This window comes from Fodinicurvata halophila, assembly GCF_042651425.1.
GTDB lineage: Bacteria > Pseudomonadota > Alphaproteobacteria > Kiloniellales > DSM-21159 > Fodinicurvata > Fodinicurvata halophila.
The window spans coordinates 170,941-192,657 of record NZ_JBHSCW010000002.1; the positions used below are offsets into that span (position 1 = coordinate 170,941).

Genomic DNA, 21,717 nt, shown 5'->3' on the forward strand with positions numbered 1-21,717 from the left:
CGCCGCCGCCGGTCGTCCCGCGCCCGTTCGCCGTCAGCCTGGAGGTCCCGTGGAGAGCTTCGTCGCCGCGCTCATGAACAGCCTGGCTCTGGGGATGTTACTGTTCCTCATCGCCATCGGCCTCAACATCATCTTCGGCGTTCTCAACATCATCAATTTCGCCCATGGCGCGCTCTATATGCTCGGCGCCTACATCACCTATACGGTGGGGGTGCTCGCCGGCGTCAGCTTCTGGATCGCGCTCTTCGCCGCTCCGCTCATCGTGGCCGCCATCGCCGTGGTCATCGAGCGGCTGATGCTGCACCGGATCTACGATCGGCCGATCACCGACAGCCTGCTGCTGACCTTCGCCCTGCTGCTCATCATCGACGAGGCAGTGCGCTGGATCTGGGGCAGCACGATCCACGTCGTCGACCCGCCCGCCAGCCTGAGCGGAACGGTACTGTTGCTCGGAACCCAGCAGCCGGTCTACGGCCTCTTCGTGATCGCCATGGGCCTGATCGTCGGTCTCGGCCTCTGGGGCTTCTTCTCGGGCACGCGCGCCGGCCGGGTGATGCGCGCCGCGGCCATCGACCGCAAGATGTCGCGGCTTGTGGGGATCGACGTCCCCCTGGTGTTCACCGCGGTCTTCGCCCTGGGAGCAGGCATTGCGGGATTTGGCGGCGCCATTGCCACGCCGATCCGCGCCATCAGTCCGGCGATGGGGGCGAACATCATCGTCGAGTCCTTCATCGTCGTGGTGATCGGCGGGCTTGGCAGCTTCCCTGGCGCCTTTCTCGGGGCGCTGGTCCTGGGGGCGATCAACGGTTTCGGCTCCCGCTACCTGCCTGAGTTCAACCTCGTAATGCCGTACCTCGGGATGGCCCTGGTGCTGCTGCTGAAGCCGCATGGCCTGATGGGGAGAACGGCGTCATGACCCGGCAGCCCGGTCTGATCGCAGCACTCATCGCGGTCCTGCTGGTGGCCTTGTGGTTCCTGCCGGCCTGGGCGCCGTACTTCTATATCTTCGTCGCCGCGGAGATTCTGATCCTGGGCCTGTTCGCCGCCGGGTTCAACCTGGTGTTCGGCTATACGGGCATGCTCAGCCTGGGCCACGCCGCCTTCTTCGGCTTCGGCGCCTATGTGACGGCAATGCTGCTTCTGCACTTCGAGACGCCGCTTGCCCTGGCCTTGATCGCCTCGCTCGCGGGGGGCGGGCTGCTCGCGCTCGTCATCGGCTTCTTCTGTGTGCGCCTGACCGAAGTCTATTTCACGATGCTGACGCTGGCGTTCGGAATGATGGTGTTTTCCGTCGCCCAGCAATGGCGCAGCTTCACCGGCGGCTCGGACGGCATTACCGGCTTTACCGTCGGCGCGTTCGGCCTCGGTCTCGATCTCAACCTCGGCAACCCCGCCGTCTACTACCACCTGACGCTCGTCATCGTCACGCTGGCCGCGATATGTCTTTATCTCATCACCATCTCACCCTTCGGCCTGATCCTTCGCGCCATGGCCGAGAACCACGAACGCGTGGCCTTCACCGGCATTCCCGTGCGGCGCTATCGCCTCTACAGCTTCGCGATCTCGGGCGCCTTCTCCGGACTCGCCGGCGGGCTCTTCGCGCCCTTCACACGGGTGGCCTCGCCGGAAACGCTGCACTGGTCCCAGTCGGCCGAGCCGGTCCTGATGAGCATTCTCGGCGGCTCGGCGACTTTCCTCGGCCCCTTCATCGGCTCGGCGATCTTCGTCCTGCTCGAGACCTGGATTACCAGCTTCACCGACCGCTGGATGCTGTTCCTGGGCATCGCGCTCGCGCTCATGGTGATGTACCTGCGCCGCGGCCTGCTGGGCACGGCGCTCGACCGGCTGACGAGACGGGGCTGAGCCATGGCTGAGCAGACCACGCCCATCCTGACCACCGAGGACCTGACCAAGCGGTTCGGCGGGCTGGCTGCCGTCGATGGCGTGTCGATCCAGCTCAACGAGGGAGAGATCGTGGCCCTCATCGGACCCAACGGGGCCGGCAAGACGACATTCTACAACATGGTCTCGGGCCGAATGACGCCAACGTCGGGGCGCGTGTTGCTTCGCGGCACCGACATTGCCGGGAAGCCGCCGCACGAGATCGCACGCGCCGGGATCGGACGCTCCTTCCAGATCACCAATGTCTTCAACGAGCTGACGGTGCGCGAGAACGTCCAGGTTGCCCTGGTCAGTCACCGGGGCAAGAGCCTCCGGCTGTTTTCCATACTCGGCAGGGACAAGGCGCTGCACAGAGAAGCGGACGAGATCCTGGCCCGGCTCGGACTGGAGAGCATGGCCGGGTTGCGCACGGGCACCCTGTCCTACGGCGACAAGCGACTTCTGGAACTCGCCATCGTGCTCGCCATCGAACCGGAGATCGTGATGCTCGACGAACCGACGGCCGGGCTCACGCCGGACGAGACGACGGCGGTCATCGAGCTGATCCGGACTCTCCGGGCCGAACGCTCCTACACCTTCTTCATCACCGAACACGACATGGAGGTGGTCTTCGGCCTCGCCGAGCGGGTACTGGTGATGCATCGCGGCCAGCTTCTGGCCACGGGCGCCCCCGAGGAGGTTCAGAAGAATCCCGAGGTGCGCAGGGCCTACCTGGGCGACGAGGAGGACTCGGCGGCATGATGCTCGAGGTCGAGGATATCCATACCTACTACGGCGAAAGCCGGGCACTGTCAGGCGTCAGCCTGGCAGTGGACGAGGGCGAGACCGTGTGCCTTCTGGGACGCAACGGCGCCGGAAAGACGACAACCCTGTCCTCCGTCGTCGGCATCGTACCGCCAAGCCAGGGAACGGTCCGCTTCCGCGGCGAGGACATCACCCGCCGGCCGGCACATGCCATCACGCGCATGGGCATCTGCCTCGTACCGGAGGATCGGCGGATCTTCGGTGACCTGAGCGTCGCCGAGAACCTGGAGGTCGCGCTCTACCGCGGCCCGCGCCAGGCCACCTGGTCGCTGGAGCGGGTCTTCGACGAGTTCCCGGTAATCGCCGAGTTCAAGGACCGGCCCGGCAAGACCCTGTCCGGCGGCGAGCAGCAGATGCTGGCGATCGCCCGCGCCCTGGTCGGCCAGCCGGAGCTCCTGCTGCTGGATGAGCCGAGCGAAGGCCTGGCTCCGGTGATCGTCCACCAGATCGGACGGCTCCTCGCCAGCCTCTCGGCGAGCACGACGATCCTGTTCACCGATCAGAACCTGGCGTTCGCCCTCAAGCATGCCCAACGCTGCTACATCCTGGCCAAGGGCGAGGTGGTTTACGAAGGTCCTGCAGCGACGCTGCGTGAGGATCCGGAATTGCAGGAGCGCTACCTCTCGGTTGCGGCAGGCTGAGCCCCGCCGGTTTTTACCACCTCTGGCCGCCTCCCCTCTCACAGTCTGTTCACAGTCATGTGAAAGATCTTGAATTTCATCGCTTTTCCAGCAGGCCCAATTCCGTGGGTGAAATTCGAATCCCTGGACCACAGGCACAAGGGAGGACTCCGATGACTATCCGTAAATCCATTGCCGCTGTTTCCGCTGCCGGAATGCTGGCTGCCTGCACGAACATCGAGGCCGACCCGGCAACAGCAGCTCAGAACGATTCGCCAGACCTCGTGACCAAGCAGGACGCCGGCAATATCGTCTATTGGGTGCCGCCAGGACCGCGCAAGCTCAGCCCCACGGTGTTCGGTACCGCTGAGGACCCGAAGATGACGCTGCAGCCCAAACTGCAAAAGGCGCAGGAAATGGTGGAGGCTGGCAAGATGCCGCCCAGCGTGCCGCAGCTTCTGAAGGATCTGCCGATCCTGGTCGGAGTGCCCGAGAAAGCCCGTTCACAGGGTCCTGACGGTGAGCAGATCCTGGATCAACCAACCCCATTTCCCAACAAGGGCCAGATCATTGAGGGCAGCTTCCGTGCCGAGTTCTTCGACGAGGTCGACGAGGATACACCGGGCAAGCCGGGCGAAACACCCGACAGTGCGAACCTGACGGCCGAATTCACCGACCCGCAGGGCAACGACTACAAGGTCGTCCTGGACCACGTCGTGAAACCGCCGTTCCCTGGGTACCAGACCGACGGTGGCGTGATGCTGGACGACGTTCACCACGGCTCCACCGGCACCGGCACACCCTTGATGCCGCAAGTCTGGAGCATCGGTGCGCTGTGGGGCATCGGCGAAGTGCACGTCAACGGCGAGGTCGCGGCCAAGCATCAGGTGGTGCACCTCATGACCACGGAGACCGTGCGCACCACGGACTATCAGCTGGCCCTGCAGGAAGATATGCCGCTCGCTCCCGACGAATGGCACGTGAAGGGCCAGCCGCACCACACGCACCTGATCGTGCTGCCTATGGAAGGTACCCCGGAAGGCCCGGTATTCAGCCCCGTGCCGACCGCCTTCGAGCTGCCAAACGGTGAGACTCAGCCGTTCATGCACATCATGTTCGAGGAGGACACGGTCGAGCGCTAAAGGCAAACCACACCACTCCGCTGAGCGGTATGCGAACCGAAAGCAAGAGAGGAGTTCACGAGATGCCCGCATTTCTGCGGGGCACGACGGCCGGCGCGATTGCGTTGGCCGTCGTTGCTCCAGCCAGCGCCCACAGCCTTGAGGTCGAAGCAGAGGAGTTCGCCTTCGAGCCCAACCGTGTGGTGGTCGAGGCCGGTGAACGCGTCGAAATCACCTTCGAGAACACCGGCCGACTTAGTCACAACCTTAAAATACCCGCCTTTGATGTAAAGACCACGACAATCCAGGCCGGCAACACGGCCACCGTAACTTTCACCCCGAATGAGTCCGGCACGTACGAGATGTTGTGCACCGTTCCTGGCCACAGCCAGGCGGGCATGACCGGTACGGTGGTGGTGGTTCAGGAATAACCGGAAACTAATAAATCATCCCGCAGGGCTGAAGCCGGGCCACTCAGAAGAAGCCAACGGCATGCAGCCCTGCGGGGCCGGCCACCTTCGCCAGTATGCATCAAGCGTATTGCAGCGGCCTTCCGATTCCGGCGGCACACTCACCTGGACCAGAGCGCGATCTCCGGGAAGATGATCACGAGCGCGAGCGCAATGATCTGCAAGCCGATGAATGGCAAAAGAGAAACGAAGATGGTTCCCAAGGTGATGTTGGGTGGTGCCACGCTCTTGAGATAGAACGCAGCCGGACCGAAGGGCGGCGACAGGAACGAGATCTGCATGTTCAGGGCGAAGAGAACGCCGAACCAGATCGGGTCGTAACCGAGCTCGACCACGATCGGGGCAAAGATCGGGATGGTCAGCAGCGCGATGCCGACCCAGTCGAGGAACATTCCCAGCACCGCCAGGATCAGCATCATCACGAGCAGCACTATGATCGGTGTGTCGGAGACCCCCAGCAGCAGCTGCTTGATGAAGTCGATGCCGCCCATGAGGTTGTAGACACCGATCAGCGCCGTGGCACCGACGCCGATCCAGACGATCATGCCACAAGTCCTGAGTGTCTGCATGGCCGCACCCGAGAGCATCTTCAAGCTGAACTCGCCGCGAATGACCGTGGAAAGCACGACACCGACTACGCCGATCGCCGAGGCCTCGGTGACCGAGGCGATACCGCCGTAAATCGATCCCAAAACGAAAACAACCACCATAAGCGGCAGAATCAGGCCCTTTAACAAGGCAAGCTTGCGCACCATAGGTAGCTCTTCTTGCTCCTCCGGCACCGGCGCCTTGTCGGGAAAGAAATAGCCGATCACCAGCACATAACAGGCGTAAAGCGTGGCCAGCATGACCCCTGGCACGAAGGAGGCGGTGAACAGATCGCCGATCGAGACATTGGCCGAGAGCCCGAAGATGATCAGCACGATGGAGGGCGGAATCATCGTGCCCAGCGCTCCGCCGGCGCATATGATCCCGATCGCCAGCCTGCGGTCGTAACCCAGTCGCAGCATCTGCGGCAGGGCCAGCAGACCCAGCAGCACGATTTCTCCGCCGATGATCCCCGACATGGCCGCCAGCACCACGGCCACCAGCAGGGTCTGCACCCCGACGCCACCATGCAACCGGCCGGCGACCAGCCGCATGGCGTCGAAGAGGTCGCGTGCGATGCCGGAGCGATCGAGGATCGAAGCCATCAGCACGAACATCGGCACCGCGACGAAGACGTACTGAGTGATGAAGGAATAGATTCGGGTGGTCACGATGGGCACGGCCTCAGGACCGAACCAACCCAGCGCAAAGAACAAGGCCACCAGGATGGTGACGAAAGCAAGCGGCAAGCCGGTGAGTAGCAGCGTCAGCAGCATGCCGAACATCAGCAGGCTGCCGGGACCGATACCAAGGGCGGAAAGGTCAAACATTGTCGGAAGGCCTCACGTCCGAGGTGTCGGGACGAACCTCGTCCGAAGGATCGCGCCGCAGGTGTCGCACGAACTGCAAGGCAAACTGGATAGCCATCAGGCACAGGGTGATGAACAGGACAGCCTTGACGATTGCCGGAGTCGGCGGATTCCAGGCGCTGCCCGTGGTTTCGAGCCGGAATTGCCCCGTCGGAGTCCAGAACGCCTTGTAGGCCAGTCCATAGGAGGCCCAGGCCATGAGCAGGCAGGACAGGCAACCGATCATCGAGATGCCGATGTCCAGCCACCGACGAACCCTGGGACTGACGGCATCGTAGACCACGATCATGCGGATATGCTTGTCGATGGCAAGGCAATAGGCCCCACCGAAGGCAAAGCAGATGGCAGAGAGTGCGATTGTCGTCTCATGCACCCAGCGGGTCGGCATGTTGAAGACATAGCGCATCACCACCTCGAAGAAGGTAAAGGCGGTGATCAGCAGAAACGCGACAGAAATAGGCCGACCCAGAAACACCAGATAGGATGACAACGGATCCTGCGTCGGAAAGGAGTCCTGGCGGCCTTTGTCCTCGGTTTCCATGGAACCCTCCCCAAGGGAAAAACGGGCGGGTCAAGCTATGACCCGCCCGGTAATCGGGTGAAGTTCGACTTCAGACCTGTGCAGAGCTTAGAGGAGGCCCTCGCTTCTCAGGTGCTCGGTCAATGTGTCAAAGACCTTCTGGGCGTTCTCCGAACGATCGGCATAGGACTGCCACTGCTCCTGCGCAATCTGGCGGAACTTCTTCTTCTCCTCTTCCGACCAGGTATGGATGGTGACGTCGTCGCGCTCGCGGAGTTCCTCAGCGACCTCCTCGTCACGCGCGCTTATGCGATCCGCCAGCTCCTGCGCATACCACTCAACTGATTCGTCCAGGATCTCGCGGTCCTCCTCGGACATCGAATCCCAAGTCTCCTTGTTGATGGAAACCTCGTTGAGAGGCAACGAGTGGAAGCCGGGCCAGATCGGGTGCTTGGCAACGTCATGCAGGCCCATGGAGTGATTGGTGGCCAGGGTCGTTGCGTCCGAGGCACTGATCACGCCTTTGTCGAGCGAGGTGAAGACCTCAGACTGTGGCAGGTTCACAGGAGAGGCACCAACCGCCTCGAAGACCGACTGCACCATGCCTTCGGGGGCACGCATTTTCACGCCCTCGAAGTCCTCCACCGAATCGATCGGAACCTTGGACGGCACCGCTTCGGCCGGCTGGGCCGCCGGGCCGATGAAGTGCACGCCATAGGGCGCGAGGATTTCGTTGTAGAGTTCGGACCCCCCACCCTCGTTGAAGAAGGAGCGCAATTCCGCGGGGCTCGAATAGGCGCCGACCGGATTGCCGATCAAGGCGAAGGCAGCATCCTTGCCGGTGAAATAAGAACTGTCGGTGATATGTCCGTCAAGAATGCCAGAACCCACCGCGTCGAGCGTCTCATTGTATTCAACGATGGAGCCCACTGGCACCATCTCGACAGAGATCCGGCCATCCGACATCTCTCCAACCTTCTCGGCCCAATCCTGTTGGATCTCGAAAGTCGTGGTGCCGGAGTTGTCGCTGCTCTGGAACTGGAGATCATAGCTCTCCTGCGCCTGAGCAGAGGCCGCTGTGGCGAGCACACCTGCAAGGGCAACCGTGCTCAAAAGTCGGATCATCATGCGTATTTCCTCCCTAGCGTTTCCGTAAATGGAATGCGAAGCGTTGGCCATGGCCATTCTCTGGGCTCTCTGTGGCGCAACAACCTATGTAGGTCCTGATGCTCTAGAAAAAAGCATCGGGAATCAAGAGATGTCATAACGCTAACACACCAGATATCAGTGCGGTAGGGGAACTGAAAGGAACAACCCCTGGTGTTGCGCTCGATTGCCGAAGCGGCAGGAATGCTCGGACACCGGTCCCAGCATCAAGGACTCGAACGGTTGCAGGAACCTTGCCTTCCCCGCAGCCAGTGTCCACACTCCGCTCCTTCGAAAGGGATGGGAGGAGACCATGTCGAACTCGGGACAGTTTGCGCTGACCGCCGCACAGCAGACACTTTCCGAGCGCGCACGGGACCTTGCGCGCGAGGTGATCGGCCCGCGTGCCGCCGAGGTGGACCGCAGCGAGGCCTACCCCTGGGAGAATGTGGAGGCCCTGAAGGACGCAGGCTTTTTCGGCATGACCATCCCGCGGGACTACGGCGGCCAGGGCGCCAGCTTCCTGGATGCGGCCCTGGCAATCGAGGAGATGGCTCGGGTCTGCGGCGTCACCGGCCGGATCACGGTCGAGGCCAACATGGGGGCCATCTCCGCTGTCATGCACTATGGCAGCGAGGAGCAGAAGAAACTGGCCGCTGACCTGGTGCTGAACGGCGACAAACCAGCCATCTGCATCACCGAGCCCGAGGCCGGCTCGGCCGCCACGGAGATGACCACGCGCGCCGACAAGCGCGGCGACCGCTACATCATCAACGGCAAGAAGCACTGGATCACCGGTGGCGGCGTGTCGCGCCTGCACCTGATCTTCGCACGAGTTTTCGACGAGCAGGGCGAGGAACAGGGAATCGGCGGTTTCCTGGCCGTGCGCGGCGAGGCCGAAGGCCTGCGCATCGGCCTGCGCGAGCCCACCATGGGCCTGCGCGGCATCCCGGAAACGGAGGTCATCTTCGAGGACCTGGAGGTGCCGGAGGCCATGGTCGTGCTGCCGCCTTCGGGCTTCAAGCGCGGCTTCGCCGACCTGATGAACGCCTATAATGCCCAGCGCGTCGGCGCGGCCACTGTTGCTCTCGGTCTGGCCCAGGGTGCCTACGAGCTGGGGCGCGACTGGCTGGGTCAACGCGAGCAGTTCGGCCGCCCCATCGCCGAATTCCAGGGCCTGCAGTGGATGCTGGCCGACATGTCGACCCAGCTGACGGCGGCCCGCCTGATGATCCACCATGCCGCAGCCAGTGCCGACCCCTTCCCCGACCAGCTGTTGGCCGCTCAGGCCAAGGTCTTCGCCTCCGAGATGGCGATCAAGGTTGCCAACGATGCGTTGCAGTTCTTCGGGGCGCGCGGCTATTCGCGCAATCTGCCGCTGGAGCGTATCTGCCGCGACGCCCGCATGTTCACCATAGGCGGTGGCACGGCGCAGATTCTGCGCACCGTGATTGCCGGCCAGGTGCTGGAGCGCAAGCTGCCCCAGAGCCGCGACGGCCATAGCAAGCTTGCGGAGAAGGCTGCTCGCGGAAAGCAGGGCGGACGACACGCCGCAGAGTGACGGCCGCGCCGGCTCCGCACGGCAGCTTCTTCATCCGAACGTCACCGGACTGTCATGGGCCTGTCATCGCTAGCTGACAGAAAGGCGGCCAGCAAACAGCCAGTCCGGTGCCTTCCCGAATGTTCCCCGAGCAACTTGCCGAAAGCCCAGGTTCCCCCGCCGGCGTCAAAGCGCGGCGTCTTGACGATGTTACAGGGCTCATGGACAATCCCGAGTTCGGGGAGACTCGTCACGTTCTGGACGTGCCCTCCCTTCAGAGCGATAAGAATAACGCCCGGGGAGACGATACTTTCATGAGCACGGACGCCTTCCTCCGCCTGGAGGGACTGGCCAAGCGCTGGGGCGAGCACGTCGGCCTCAGGAAACTCGATCTCAGCATCCAGCGCGGTGAATTCATCGTTCTGCTCGGCCCGTCAGGCTGCGGCAAGTCCACCACCCTGCGCCTGATCGCGGGCCTGGAAATGCCCAGCGAAGGCCGGCTATGGATCGACAACCGCGAGGTCACCACCATGCCGCCGGCGAAGCGCGGCCTGTCCATGGTCTTCCAGTCCTATGCGCTGTTCCCCCATCTATCGGTCGCCGAGAACATCCAGTTCGGTCTGAAGGTCCGCCGCATGCCGAAGGCCCAGCGCGCCGAGCGCCTCGCGCGGGCCCTGCGCATGACCGGACTGGAAGGGTTCGAGGATCGCAAGCCCGCGCAGCTCTCGGGCGGCCAGCGCCAGCGCGTCGCGCTCGCCCGCACCGTGGTGGCCGACCATCCGCTCTGCCTGATGGACGAGCCCCTGTCCAACCTGGATGCCAAGCTGCGTCATGCGGTGCGCCAGGACATCCGCACTCTCCAGCAGGACCTGGGCATGACGGTGATCTATGTCACGCACGACCAGACCGAGGCCATGGGCATGGCCGACCGAATCGTGTTGCTCAACGAGGGCGTGGTGGAACAGATCGGCACGCCGGAAGAGCTCTACGAGCGACCGGCGAGCCTCTTCGCCGCCGGCTTCCTGGGCAGTCCGCCCATGACCTTCTTCCCGGTAACGCTGCTGCCCCAGGCCCTGACGCCCGCGCAGCAGGACCTTCCGGAGAGCGCCGTCGTGGGCGTGCGTCCCGAGAACCTGGACCTCGGGGCTGACGCGCCGGACCGACTGAGCGCCCAGGTCGTGAACAGCGAATTCCTCGGCGCGGAAACCCTGGTCTACCTCGACTGCGCCGGCCGCAGCATCGTCGCGCGCGCTCCCGGTCGTGTCGATTTCGCCAGCCAGCAGGCCGTGGGCCTGGGCTGGCGCGCCGAGGACATGCACCTCTTCGACGAAGCCACTGGACAGCGTCTCGATACCTCCGGGCCCAGGTCCGAAGGCTCCGACAACCGGCAGGACAAACATAAACAGGCCGGTCGTATGGCCTCGTTGTGAGGCCGAGCACACAGACCCAAGAGTGAGGGAAGGATCAAGATCATGAACAGGCAGCTTATACGTCTTCTGGGCGCCGGCGCCCTGACGGCCGGGCTTGCAGCTCCGGCAACGGCGCAGGACATCGAACTGACCATGTACTATCCCATCGCCGTGGGCGGCCCGCTCACCGAGGTGGTGGATGGAATGGTCGCGGGCTTCGAGGAGCAGAACCCGAACATCTCCGTCAATGCCATCTATGCCGGCAACTATGACGACACGCGCGTACGCGCCATCTCGGCGCTGGAGTCCGGTGAACCGGCCCAGCTGTCCGTGATGTTCTCCATCGACGTCTATGAACTGCTCGAACAGGACCTGATCGTCCCCTTCGACGACCTGGTCGAGACCGAGGAAGAGAAGGAGTGGCTCGACAGCTTCTACCCGGCGTTGATGGCCAACGGCACCGTCGACGGCAAGACCTGGGGCGTGCCCTTCCAGCGCTCGACCATCGTACTCTACTACAACAAGGACATGTTCGAGGAAGCGGGCCTGGACCCCGAGGATCCCCCCGAGACCTGGGACGAGATGGTCGAGGCCGGCAAGGCCCTGCGCGGCGAGGACCGCTGGGGTGTCATGGTGCCGTCGACCGGATATCCCTACTGGATGTTCCAGGCCTTCGCCATCCAGAACGGCATCGAGCTGATGAACGAGAATGGCACCGAGACCTACTTCGATGCCCCCGAGGCCGTGGAAGCGCTCAGCTTCTGGCGCGACCTGTCCAGCGAGCATGACATCATGCCCGGCGGCACCATTGAATGGGGCACCCTGCGCCAGGCCTTCCTGGAAGGGCAGACCGGCATGATGTGGCACACCACGGGCAACCTGACCGCCGTGCGCAACGAGGCCGATTTCGACTTCGGCGTGGCCATGCTGCCGGCCAAGGAGCGACAGGGCTCGCCCACCGGCGGCGGCAACTTCTACATCTTCAAGGATGCCAGCGAGGAAGAGCAGCGGGCGTCCATGGAGCTGATCAAGTACATGACGGCACCGGAACGCGCCGCCGAATGGTCCATCGAAACCGGCTATGTCGGAATCTCGCCGGCTGCCTACGAGACCGAAGCCCTGCAGGAGTATGTCGACGACTTCCCGCAGGCCCTGGTCGCCCGCGACCAGCTCGAGGTCGCCGTGGCCGAGTTGTCCACCTATGAAACCGGCCGTGTCCGCGAAGGCCTCAACAATGCGGTGCAATCGGTCCTGACCGGCAGCGCCGAGCCAGAGGAAGCCTTGTCCCAGGCCCAATCCAGGGCCGAGCGCCTGCTGCGCGCCTATCGCTAAGGCACTTGCCTGACTCCGGCGGCTTCCCGTAAGGGGAGCCGCCGGTTTTTCCTTTTCCGCGACGGGGAGCTGCATGGCTACGAGCGACAGTCACGAACGCCGCCGCATGGCGCTGTACGGCTGGATGCTGTTGGCGCCCGCGCTGATCATGCTGACCACCTTCGCCTTCCTGCCGACGGTCAGTGCGCTCTGGCGCAGCTTCTTCTCGCGCGAAACCAGCCGCAATCCCTCGGAGTTCATCGGGCTCGACAACTACGAATACCTCTTCCAGGACCCGATCTTCTGGCAGGTGGCCACCAACAACCTGATCTACGCCGGCGTCACCATTCCGGTGTCGATCGTGATCGCGCTGGGCATGGCACTCTGGGCCAACTCGCACATCAGGGGCCGCACGTTCCTGCGCATCGCCTATTTCACGCCCACCATGCTGCCGATGATCGCCGCCGCCAATCTCTGGCTGTTCTTCTATACCCCGGACATCGGCCTGATCGACAGCATCACCGCGCTTTTCGGTGCCGAGCCCGTCAACTGGCTGGGCCAGCCGGAAACGGCGCTGTGGGCGGTCATCGTGGTGACCATCTGGAAAGAGGCCGGCTTCTACATGATCTTCTACCTGGCCGCGCTGCAGACCATTTCCCCGGACCTGCGCGAGGCCGCCATCATCGAGGGCGCCAGCCGCTGGACCTACCTGCGCCGCATCGTGCTGCCCCTGCTGATGCCGACCACGCTCTTCGTCATGATCAATGCCATGATCAACTCGGTGAAGCTGATCGACCACCTCTTCATCCTGACGAAGGGCGGCCCCAACAACGCCTCGAAGCTGCTGCTCTACTGGATCTGGGAGACGGCCTTCTCCTATTTCGACCGGCCCCTGGCGGCGGCGCTGACCGTCCTGGTCCTGGCCGTACTCGGCCTGGTGGCCATCCTGCAGTTCCGCGGGCTTGAAGGAAGGATCCACTACCGATGAGCCTGGCCGGCGCAAGCGAGACCCGCCGCGGACTGTCCGGTTTCTTCGCCGAAGACGGCGGACTGGAATCCATCGCCGCCTGGCTGCTGGCCATCGTCTGGATCTCGCCCCTGGTCTTCGCCGCCTGGGCCTCGTTCCATACCGCCAGCGACGCGCTCAGTTTCAACCTGGCCGCACCGCTGACCCTGGTGAACTATATCGAGGCCTGGTTCGACGCGCCCTGGATTCGCTACTTCTTCAACACCATGGCGCTGGTGACCCTGATCCTGCTGGGGCAGTTCTTCTTCTGCACGCTTGCCGGCTATGCCTTTGCGCGTTTCGAATTCCGCGGACGCGAGGTGCTCTTCATCCTGGTGCTGATGCAGCTCTTCATCCTGCCGGAAGTCCTGATCGTCGAGAACTACACCATCATCACCAACCTGGGCCTGTTCGACAGCATCCTCGGCATCGGCGTGCCCTACATGGCCAGCGCCTTCGGCATCTTCCTGTTGCGCCAGGCCTTCAAGCAGGTGCCCAAGGAGTTGGAGGAAGCCGCCCGCATCGAGGGCTGCGGCTGGATGGGCATCCTCTGGCGCGTCTACATGCCGGCCGCCCGGCCCACCTATCTCGCCTATGCCATGGTCTCCATCGCCACCCACTGGAACAACTTCCTCTGGCCGCTGGTGGTGACCAACACCGAACAGACCCGCCCGCTGACCGTCGGCCTGTCGCTCTTCGCGGCCCCCGAAAGCGGCGTCAGCATCGTGGTGATCTCGGCCGCCACGATCATGTCCATCGCCCCCCTGCTGATCGCCTTCCTGCTGTTCCAGCGCCAGTTCATGCAGGCCTTCCTGCGTGCCGGCATCCGCTGAGGCGGTTGAATTTCCTGCTCAGGGCACGCGTCGGGACTGGACAAACTGAACAAATTGACCATATTATGTGTGGTCAGTGTTCAGCATCCAGACAGGAGCCCTTCACATATGTCGATCAGCCATAGCGAGCAAGAACGCGGCAGTGCGTTTCATGTGGAAGGACTGCAGGGACTTTCCAGCACCGCCACCCGCTTTTTGAAACAACACCCACTGGAAGCGCGCCTGGCCGTCACCGCAGCCCTGGAAGCCGCTGCTGTCCAGTACAAAAGCCGTCTTCCGCAGTCGGAAACCAGACAGGTGCCGAAAAGCCTGAGACCCTTTATCGATGCGGGTGACCAGGAAAAGGGAATACTCAATACTTCGCAGGCTGCAAAGCGTCTCCGAATTTCACGCACCACCGTCTATGCCTGGGTGGACAAGGGCGTACTGCTCGGCTGGCGCTCCACAAAACGCGGCTTGCGCATCCCGGAAGAACAGATCCTGGGACCAGGCAAGCTCGTCCCCGGCCTCGCGCAGGTCCTGCAGCTGTTCGACGATCCGGAACTGGCCTGGGCCTTTCTCGACCAGGAGCACCCCTTCGCCAAAACAACAGCCCGTCCACTCGACGTGTTGAAGGCCGGAGCCGTTGACGAAGTCATTGCCGCAGCCGAAAGCTTCGGCCACGCCCCCACCTGATGGCCGCTCCCTATCCTGCTGACCGTCTTGCCGCGGTCCTTTGCGAAGCGGCTTTGCCTCCCACCTACCGGATCTTTCCTGAACGCTTCCTGCAAACGCCACTCGGCACGGCGCCAGGAGACTCTCGTTTTTGCGCCCAAGCGGACGGTTTCTCTCTGCTCTACAGCACATCCGATTTGGCCACGGGTTTTGTGGAGGTCATCGTGAGGGACCGTTTCACGGCACAAGCCCCCCGTGAAATCAGACTCAAGGAAGTCACCCAACGCGCCTGGGCGCAAATCAGTACCCTTCCCGGAACGCAGCTGAATTTACTGGACCTGCGACAGGAAGGTTGCGTGAAAATGGGTATCCCCACGGATGCAGTGAAGGCACGCAACCATGCGGCCGGTCGGGCATTGGGCCGGACCTTGTACAAGCATCATGGCCAGGTTGACGGTATTCTCTTTTCTTCACGCCTAACAGGAGAGGATGTCTATGCGATCTTCGACCGCGCCCTGGACAAGCTATCCGTCATGGATACGGGATGGCTCGCGGAACACCCCGAGTTGCCCGCAATTCTATCCCGTTTTGACATGCGGCTGAAGACTGGCTGAACCTGCTCCCCAGTTCACTCGATAAAGGAAACTGCACTGCCTCATTTAAACCTCTTGATGGAAAAGGGGATTGGAATACCCTTGTACAGGGCATGCCTGCCGCCGGGACATTCGTGACCGGCCGGAGAATCACCGCCCGCGCGAAGATCGCCCTGCGGGCCGGGAGGGAGAAGTTCAATGGATGCACTCGCCGCCGAATACGGCCCCTGGGCCGCACTTGCACTCAATGTCGTGAAGGCCCTGGTCTTCCTGGTCATCGGCTTCCTGATCGCCGGGCTGGCGGCACGCCTGGTCAAGACCAGCCCGAAGCGCAGCAAGCGCATCGACCCCATGCTGGCCAGCTTCCTGGCCGCAATCGTCTATTACCTGATCCTGGTCGTGGTCGTGATCGCGGTCCTGCAGGTCTTCGGCTTCCAGGCCACCAGCCTCGTCGCCGTCCTCGGTGCCGCCACCCTGGCCATTGGCCTGGCCCTGCAGGGCAGTCTTGCAAACTTCGCCGCCGGCGTGATGCTGATCCTGTTCCGGCCCTTCAAGATCGGGGATTTCGTGGACCTCTCGGGCCACCTGGGCACGGCCACCGACCTGAACCTCTTCATGACCGAGCTGACCACCGTGGACAACGTGAAGATCGTGGTGCCCAACGGCCAGGTGTGGAACTCGGCGATTACCAACTATTCGGCCTATCCCACCCGGCGCTGCGACATCACCTTCGAGATCGACTATGGCTCGGATGTCGACAAGGCGATGGAGATCATCCTCGACCACGCCAGGAAGGACAGCCGCTTCCTGGACGAGCCGGAACCCATGGTGCGCGTTCTAGGACTGGGAGAATCGGCTGTCGAGCTGACCTTCCGCGGCTGGACCAACGCCGAGGACCTGTGGGAGGCGCGCTGGGCCATGCTGAAGCAGGTCAAGCAGGAGTTCGACCAGGCCGGCATCTCCATCCCCTTCCCGCACCGGGTCATGGTCGAGAAGAAGGCCTGAGCCCGGCTCTCTGCTGCCCGGTACTGGAGGCGGATGGATGAACCCTGCGGAGTGGTTGGCGCGCACCGCCCGAAACAGGCCTGAGACCCCCGCGCTCTTCCATGGCGAAGAGAAACTCGCCGACTATGCCGGGTTCAACCGCAAGAGCGCGTCCATCGGCGCCTACCTGCGCGAACTGGGTCTCGGCCGCGGCGACCGGATCGCCGTGGTCCTGCCGAACTGCCCCGAGTACCTGCCGGTTCTCTACGGCATCTGGTATGCCGGCGCCACCGCGGTGCCGATCAACGCCAAGCTCCATGCCAAGGAGGTGGCCTGGATACTGGAGGACGCCGGGGCCCGGCTCGTCTTCCTGCAGGATGCGCAGGCGCTGGTCGCGACGGGCAGCATCAGGGACGACGTCGACATGATCGAGCCCGGCAGTCCCCGATTCACGGAGATGTTCGATACGCCGCCCCTGGACTGGCCGGAGAGCCTGGGACCCGAACAGATCGTGTGGCTCTTCTACACCTCGGGCACCACGGGCCGCCCCAAGGGAGCGATGCTGAGCGGCGCCAATCTCATGGCGATGTCGCTCAGCTATCTTGTTGATGTCGACGAGGTCCGCCCGGAAGATGCCGCACTCTACGCCACGCCCATGTCGCACGGCGCGGGACTCTACAACTTCGTCCACGTGCTCCGCGGCGCGCGCCATGTAATTCCGAGAAGCGGCGGCTTCGATCCGACGGAGATCCTCGAGACCGCGCCGCGCATCGGCAACATCTCCATGTTCGCCGCGCCGACCGTGGTCAAGCGGCTGGCGGAGGTCGCCAGGCAGACGGGTGCCGGCAGCGACGGTATCAAGACGATCGTCTATGGCGGCGGACCGATGTACGTCGCCGACATCCAGCAGGCGCTGGACGTCTTCGGGCCGAAGTTCGTCCAGATCTATGGCCAGGGCGAAAGCCCCATGTGCATCACCGCTCTTTCGCGCGCCGACATTGCGGACCGCGGCCATCCGAAGTGGACGAAGCGTCTGGCCTCGGTGGGGCGTGCACAGAGCGTGGTGGAGGTTCGTGTCGTCGACGCGGAGGGTCGCCCGCTGCCCGCGGGCGAGGTCGGAGAGGTCACAGTGCGCGGCACCTCCGTCATGCAGGGCTATCTCGGCAACCCCGAGGCCAACGCAAAATCCCTGCGCGACGGATGGCTCTGGACGGGCGATCTCGGCCAGCTCGACGCCGACGGCTATCTCTACCTGCACGACCGCGCCAAGGACCTGGTCATCTCCGGCGGTTCCAACATCTATCCGCGCGAGGTGGAGGAGGCCCTGCTGACCCATCCGGGCGTGCAGGAAGTCTCCGTCGTCGGCGCCCCAGATCCGGAGTGGGGCGAGATTGTGGTGGCCTTCGTCGTCGCTGCCGAGGGCACTACGCCCGAACCCGTCGCGCTGGACGCGGCCTGCAGCGCGGAGATTGCGCGCTTCAAGAAGCCCAAGAAATACGTCTTCGTGGACGAGCTGCCGAAGAACAACTACGGCAAGGTCCTGAAGACGGAGCTGCGCAAGCAGCTCCAGGAGCAGGAGGTTCGCTGAACACATAGCGCTCGAGACCGGGGTTGACTACTCCTCGACTTCCAAGGCGCTGCTGTCGCTACTGAGCTTCATCATTTCCATCAGCGAGGCAGTGTCGCGCACATCGGCGAAGAGCTGGACCAGGCTGACCAGCGATGCCTGATGCTGCGCCGCGCTGCGCGAGGCGTTGGCGTCGCTGACGAAGACCACATTGTAGTCCATCATCATCGCATCGCGGGCCGTGGACTCGCAGCAGCAGTTGGTCAGCCCGCCGGTGATGATCAGGGTGTCGATCCGCCGTGCCAGCAGCTGCAGGTCCAGGTCCGAGGAATTGTGCAGCATGGCGCTGTAGCGGGTCTTGAGGACGCGCTGGTCGCCGGGCTGCACATCCATGCTATCGTGAATCTCGAAACCGCGGGAACCCGGCGTCGTGTTCTCGATCAGCGCCCGGGCCACCTCGCCTTTCGTCGTTTTCTCGTACCAGCTCGTCCAGCTCTCGGTGAACATGTGCTGAATCCAGAAGACAGGCACGGACAGCTGCCGGCAAAGAGCGGCGATCGCGTTCACCTTGTCGACGATGTTTGCCATATCCGGGGCATAGGCCACCGGCAGGTCCTCCATCCAATAGAAGTTCTGGACGTCCATGACCAGCAGCGCCGTGCGCGTCAGGTCCAGCCGCTCCATTGTCGCCAGGGAGCCGCGCCGATATTCCACGCGCTGTCGAATCTCATCGGGAATCACCGAGTTATCCATAGACCGCCTCACCAATCCGATATGTGTGGATACCGGGTGGAGCGGATGGCGCTCGCCGGTTCCTCTTTTTCAGGCATGACTCAAACGGAACGTCGGCGAGCTGTGCCGCCGACGCCGAAGAGATGCCGTATATTGCGGTCAGATGACCATGCCGTGAACGGACTGGCAATCCTTATTATACGGCAGGCGGCTCTTTCTGCACTTTGCATTCCCCGGTATCGCCGGGCTTCAATCTGGCTTCACCCTTCCAGCGACTTGGACGCGATCTCGTAGACGTCGCGGGACAGGTCCGGAGCGGACAGGATGCGCTCCAGCTCGGCCTTCATCAGGCGCTGGCGTTCCTCGCCCATGCGTGCCCAGCGACCAAGCGGCGTCAGCAGGCGCGCCGCGATCTGGGAATTGATCCCGTCCAGTGTCAGCACGCGGTCGGCGTGGAAGCGATAGCCCGAGCCATCGGCGGCGTGGTAGCGCAACGGATTGGCCTGGACGAAAGTACCGATCAGCGCCCGCACCTTGTTGGGCCGGCTGAGCGAGAAGACCGGATGCTCTTCCAGCGCCTTGACCCGCTCCAGCGTGTCCGGCCGGGCCGAGACGGCCTGCAGCGCCAGCCACTTGTCCATGACCAGGTCGTTGTCGCGATAGCGGTCGTGGAAATCCTGCAGTGTGGCCTCCGCGGCCTCGCCGCCGATGTCCGCCAGCAAACGCAGGGGGGCCATGCGGTCGGTCATGTTGTCGGCCGCGTGATAGTGGTCCACCAGCCGTTCGAGGGCCGCGCCCTCCTCCGGGGCCAGGGCCGAGAGATAGGACAGCGCCGTGTTGCGCAGGGCGCGCTGGGCCGCCTGTTCGCCCTCGGGACTGTAGGCCTCGGTCACCGTATTGACGGTATAGACCTCCTGCAGATCGTCCGTCAGGGTCTCGGCCAGGCGCCGGCGCAGGGCTTCGCGCGCCCGATGGATGGCGTCCACGTCCAGCGGCTGCATCTGCTCGCCGATGTAGCTCTCGCCCGGCAGGGTCAGTGCCTCGGCGGCGAAGGCCTTGTCCAGCTGCGGATCGCGCAGGATCTCGCGGAAGGCGTCGATGAAGGCGGTGTCAAACTCGGGCACGCCGCCGGCCTGCAATGTCTCCACGGCCTGCAGCAGCAGGCGCAGGGCATAGCGCTGACCCGCCTCCCACCGCGCGAAGGGATCGGAGTCCTGCGCCATCAGGAAGGCCAGCTCCTCGGCCGACTGCTCGCTCTTAAGGTTGACCGGTGCCGAGAAGCCGCGATTGTACGACAGGGCGCGCGGCTCCGGCACACCGGGAAAGCGGAAGCGCTGCTCGGACTCGCGCAGCTCCAGTACCTTCGTCGCGCTGGTGGCGCCGCTGTCCTCGCCCTCCAGAGCCAGCGGGATGTCCTGGCCCTGGGCATCCAGCAGGCCCACCGCAAAGGGGATCTGCAGGGGCTGCTTCTCCGGCTGGCCGGGCGTGGGCGGGCAGGTTTGCCGCACCGTCATCTCGTAGGTGCCGCTGTCGCCGTCATAGGCGCCCGTCACCTCGACCTCGGGCGTACCGGCTTGCGAATACCAGCGCTTGAACTGCTCCAGGTCCACGTCGTTGGCGTCGGCCATGGCGGCGACAAAATCGTCGCAGGTGGCAGCCTGGCCGTCGTGGCGCTCGATATAGAGCCGCATGCCCTTCTGGAAGCCGTCCTCGCCCAGCAGGCTGTGCAGCATGCGGATGACCTCGGCGCCTTTCTCGTAGACCGTGGGTGTATAGAAGTTATTGATCTCAATGTAGGAATCCGGCCGCACGGGATGCGCCAGTGGGCCGGCGTCCTCTGGGAACTGCCGGGCACGCAGGGCGCGCACCGTCTGGATGCGCTCCACCGGGCGCGAGCGCACGTCCGAGGAGAACTCCTGGTCGCGGAAGACCGTCAGGCCCTCCTTCAGGCTCAGCTGGAACCAGTCGCGGCAGGTCACGCGGTTGCCAGTCCAGTTGTGGAAGTACTCGTGCGCCACCACGGACTCGATGCCGGCATAGTCGCCATCGGTAGCCGTGTCCGGATCGGCCAGAATGTACTTGTCGTTGAAGACGTTCAGCGACTTGTTCTCCATGGCGCCCATGTTGAAGTCGCTGACCGCCACGATGTTGAACAGGTCCAGGTCGTATTCCAGGCCGAAGCGCGTCTCGTCCCAGCGCATGGCGCGCTTCAGGGAGTCCATGGCCCAGCCGGTGCGGCTTTCCTTGCCATGCTCCACATAGATGCGCAGCGCCACCTCGCGCCCCGAGTGGGTGGTGAAACCCTCCTCGTGACAGGCCAGGTCGCCGGCCACCAGGGCGAAGAGATAGCTGGGCTTGGGGAAGGGATCGTCCCAGACGGCATAGTGCCGCCCGTCCGACAGCTCGCCGGTCTCGGCCAGGTTGCCGTTGGACAGCAGCACGGGACAACTGTCCTTCGGCCCGCGGATGGTGACGTGATAGCGGGTCAGCACGTCCGGCCGGTCGGGGAAATAGGTGATGCGCCGGAAGCCCTCGGCCTCGCACTGGGTGCAGAAGATGCCGTTGGAGAGATACAGCCCCGACAGCTCGCTGTTGCCCTTGGGATCGATCTCGGTCTCGATCTCCAGCGTGAAGGATCCCTGCGGCGGTGCCGTCACCGTCAGGCCGCTGTCGTCCACCCGGTAGTCCCGGCCCTCGGCCAGCGGTTGTCCGTCCAGCGCGATGGAGACCAACTTCAACGCCTCGCCATCCAGCTTCAGCGGCCGCACGTCGGCGGCCGAGCCCTGCTCATGCGCCGGCGCCACGGCCAGCCGGGATTTCACGCGAGTGGCTCCCGGCTCCAGGTCGAACGCCAGCGCCAGGCTGTCGATGGCATAGTCGGGTGCTGTGTAGTCTTCGCGACGAATGACGGTCGGTGTCTGGGCGGGCGCGGCGGTGGCTGTATCGGGCATGGGACTCTCTCGGCAATGACGGTGCCGGCACAGCAAAGGCCGGTCCAGAAGCGTCTGTTACGTTTGGATAGGATCAGAAAGAAAACTGTCAGTTTTC

20 protein-coding genes are annotated in these 21,717 nt (G+C 63.7%); 15 read left to right on the top strand and 5 right to left on the bottom strand.

The features are described 5' to 3' along the window. Positions 1-49: 49 nt before the first annotated feature. From ACFOW6_RS04635 to ACFOW6_RS04660, 6 genes are all read left to right on the top strand, one after another. Positions 50-916: a branched-chain amino acid ABC transporter permease gene (locus tag ACFOW6_RS04635; protein WP_382421167.1), complete on the top strand. Its 867-nt coding sequence runs from the start codon at positions 50-52 to the stop codon at positions 914-916. Then, positions 913-1,863 carry a branched-chain amino acid ABC transporter permease gene (locus ACFOW6_RS04640; RefSeq protein ID WP_382421168.1) on the top strand — a complete coding sequence of 317 codons (951 nt, stop codon included), beginning with the start codon at positions 913-915 and terminating at the stop codon, positions 1,861-1,863. The genes ACFOW6_RS04635 and ACFOW6_RS04640 overlap by 4 nt, the downstream gene beginning before the upstream one ends. 3 nt (positions 1,864-1,866) lie before the next feature. Further along, on the top strand, positions 1,867-2,643 hold the full coding sequence (locus tag ACFOW6_RS04645; protein ID WP_382421169.1) for an ABC transporter ATP-binding protein: 777 nt from the start codon (positions 1,867-1,869) through the stop codon (positions 2,641-2,643). Next, positions 2,640-3,347: an ABC transporter ATP-binding protein gene (locus ACFOW6_RS04650; protein ID WP_382421170.1), complete on the top strand. Its 708-nt coding sequence runs from the start codon at positions 2,640-2,642 to the stop codon at positions 3,345-3,347. The genes ACFOW6_RS04645 and ACFOW6_RS04650 overlap by 4 nt, the downstream gene beginning before the upstream one ends. Positions 3,348-3,499: 152 nt before the next feature. After that, complete coding sequence (locus ACFOW6_RS04655; RefSeq protein ID WP_382421171.1) at positions 3,500-4,468, top strand: hypothetical protein; 969 nt, start codon at positions 3,500-3,502, stop codon at positions 4,466-4,468. 62 nt (positions 4,469-4,530) lie between these two features. Next, on the top strand, positions 4,531-4,878 hold the full coding sequence (locus ACFOW6_RS04660) for a cupredoxin domain-containing protein (protein WP_382421172.1): 348 nt from the start codon (positions 4,531-4,533) through the stop codon (positions 4,876-4,878). A 140-nt stretch (positions 4,879-5,018) separates the two neighbouring features. On the opposite strand, the gene ACFOW6_RS04665 is transcribed toward ACFOW6_RS04660, so the two are convergent. From ACFOW6_RS04665 to ACFOW6_RS04675, 3 genes are all read right to left on the bottom strand, one after another. Next, positions 5,019-6,335: a TRAP transporter large permease gene (locus tag ACFOW6_RS04665; RefSeq protein WP_382421173.1), complete on the bottom strand. Its 1,317-nt coding sequence runs from the start codon at positions 6,333-6,335 to the stop codon at positions 5,019-5,021. Next, positions 6,328-6,915, bottom strand: coding sequence for a TRAP transporter small permease subunit (locus ACFOW6_RS04670; RefSeq protein WP_382421174.1), 588 nt, complete (start codon positions 6,913-6,915; stop codon positions 6,328-6,330). Before ACFOW6_RS04670 ends, ACFOW6_RS04665 begins: the two co-directional genes overlap by 8 nt. An 87-nt stretch (positions 6,916-7,002) precedes the next feature. After that, positions 7,003-8,022, bottom strand: a complete 1,020-nt coding sequence (locus tag ACFOW6_RS04675) for a TRAP transporter substrate-binding protein (RefSeq protein ID WP_382421175.1) — start codon at positions 8,020-8,022, stop codon at positions 7,003-7,005. A gap of 331 nt (positions 8,023-8,353) precedes the next feature. Between ACFOW6_RS04675 and acdA the strand changes: the two genes are divergently transcribed. The 9 genes from acdA (at position 8,354) to ACFOW6_RS04720 (ending at position 17,958) form a co-directional block, all read left to right on the top strand. After that, positions 8,354-9,601, top strand: coding sequence for a 3-sulfinopropanoyl-CoA desulfinase (gene acdA / locus ACFOW6_RS04680; protein ID WP_382421176.1), 1,248 nt, complete (start codon positions 8,354-8,356; stop codon positions 9,599-9,601). 293 nt (positions 9,602-9,894) lie between these two features. Further along, positions 9,895-11,010, top strand: a complete 1,116-nt coding sequence (locus ACFOW6_RS04685; RefSeq protein ID WP_382421177.1) for an ABC transporter ATP-binding protein — start codon at positions 9,895-9,897, stop codon at positions 11,008-11,010. A gap of 42 nt (positions 11,011-11,052) precedes the next feature. After that, positions 11,053-12,321: an ABC transporter substrate-binding protein gene (locus tag ACFOW6_RS04690; protein ID WP_382421178.1), complete on the top strand. Its 1,269-nt coding sequence runs from the start codon at positions 11,053-11,055 to the stop codon at positions 12,319-12,321. 73 nt (positions 12,322-12,394) lie between these two features. Continuing rightward, positions 12,395-13,288 carry a carbohydrate ABC transporter permease gene (locus ACFOW6_RS04695; protein ID WP_382421179.1) on the top strand — a complete coding sequence of 298 codons (894 nt, stop codon included), beginning with the start codon at positions 12,395-12,397 and terminating at the stop codon, positions 13,286-13,288. After that, the gene (locus ACFOW6_RS04700) at positions 13,285-14,139 is read left to right on the top strand and encodes a carbohydrate ABC transporter permease (protein WP_382421180.1); all 855 of its coding nucleotides are present in this window, start codon (positions 13,285-13,287) and stop codon (positions 14,137-14,139) included. Before ACFOW6_RS04695 ends, ACFOW6_RS04700 begins: the two co-directional genes overlap by 4 nt. Positions 14,140-14,247: 108 nt before the next feature. Continuing rightward, positions 14,248-14,814, top strand: coding sequence for a helix-turn-helix domain-containing protein (locus ACFOW6_RS04705; RefSeq protein ID WP_382421181.1), 567 nt, complete (start codon positions 14,248-14,250; stop codon positions 14,812-14,814). Beyond that, positions 14,814-15,407: an RES family NAD+ phosphorylase gene (locus ACFOW6_RS04710; protein ID WP_382421182.1), complete on the top strand. Its 594-nt coding sequence runs from the start codon at positions 14,814-14,816 to the stop codon at positions 15,405-15,407. Before ACFOW6_RS04705 ends, ACFOW6_RS04710 begins: the two co-directional genes overlap by 1 nt. Before the next feature lie 177 nt (positions 15,408-15,584). Continuing rightward, on the top strand, positions 15,585-16,391 hold the full coding sequence (locus tag ACFOW6_RS04715; RefSeq protein WP_382421183.1) for a mechanosensitive ion channel family protein: 807 nt from the start codon (positions 15,585-15,587) through the stop codon (positions 16,389-16,391). Positions 16,392-16,428: 37 nt separating this feature from the next. After that, positions 16,429-17,958: a class I adenylate-forming enzyme family protein gene (locus tag ACFOW6_RS04720; protein ID WP_382421184.1), complete on the top strand. Its 1,530-nt coding sequence runs from the start codon at positions 16,429-16,431 to the stop codon at positions 17,956-17,958. A 27-nt stretch (positions 17,959-17,985) separates the two neighbouring features. Here the strand turns inward: ACFOW6_RS04720 and ACFOW6_RS04725 are convergent, their stop codons facing one another. Beyond that, positions 17,986-18,690, bottom strand: a complete 705-nt coding sequence (locus ACFOW6_RS04725; RefSeq protein WP_382421185.1) for a cysteine hydrolase family protein — start codon at positions 18,688-18,690, stop codon at positions 17,986-17,988. A gap of 239 nt (positions 18,691-18,929) precedes the next feature. Continuing rightward, a complete protein-coding gene (gene pepN / locus ACFOW6_RS04730) occupies positions 18,930-21,620 on the bottom strand; it encodes an aminopeptidase N (RefSeq protein ID WP_382421186.1) in 2,691 nt (896 codons plus the stop codon). Positions 21,621-21,717 lie beyond the last annotated feature (97 nt).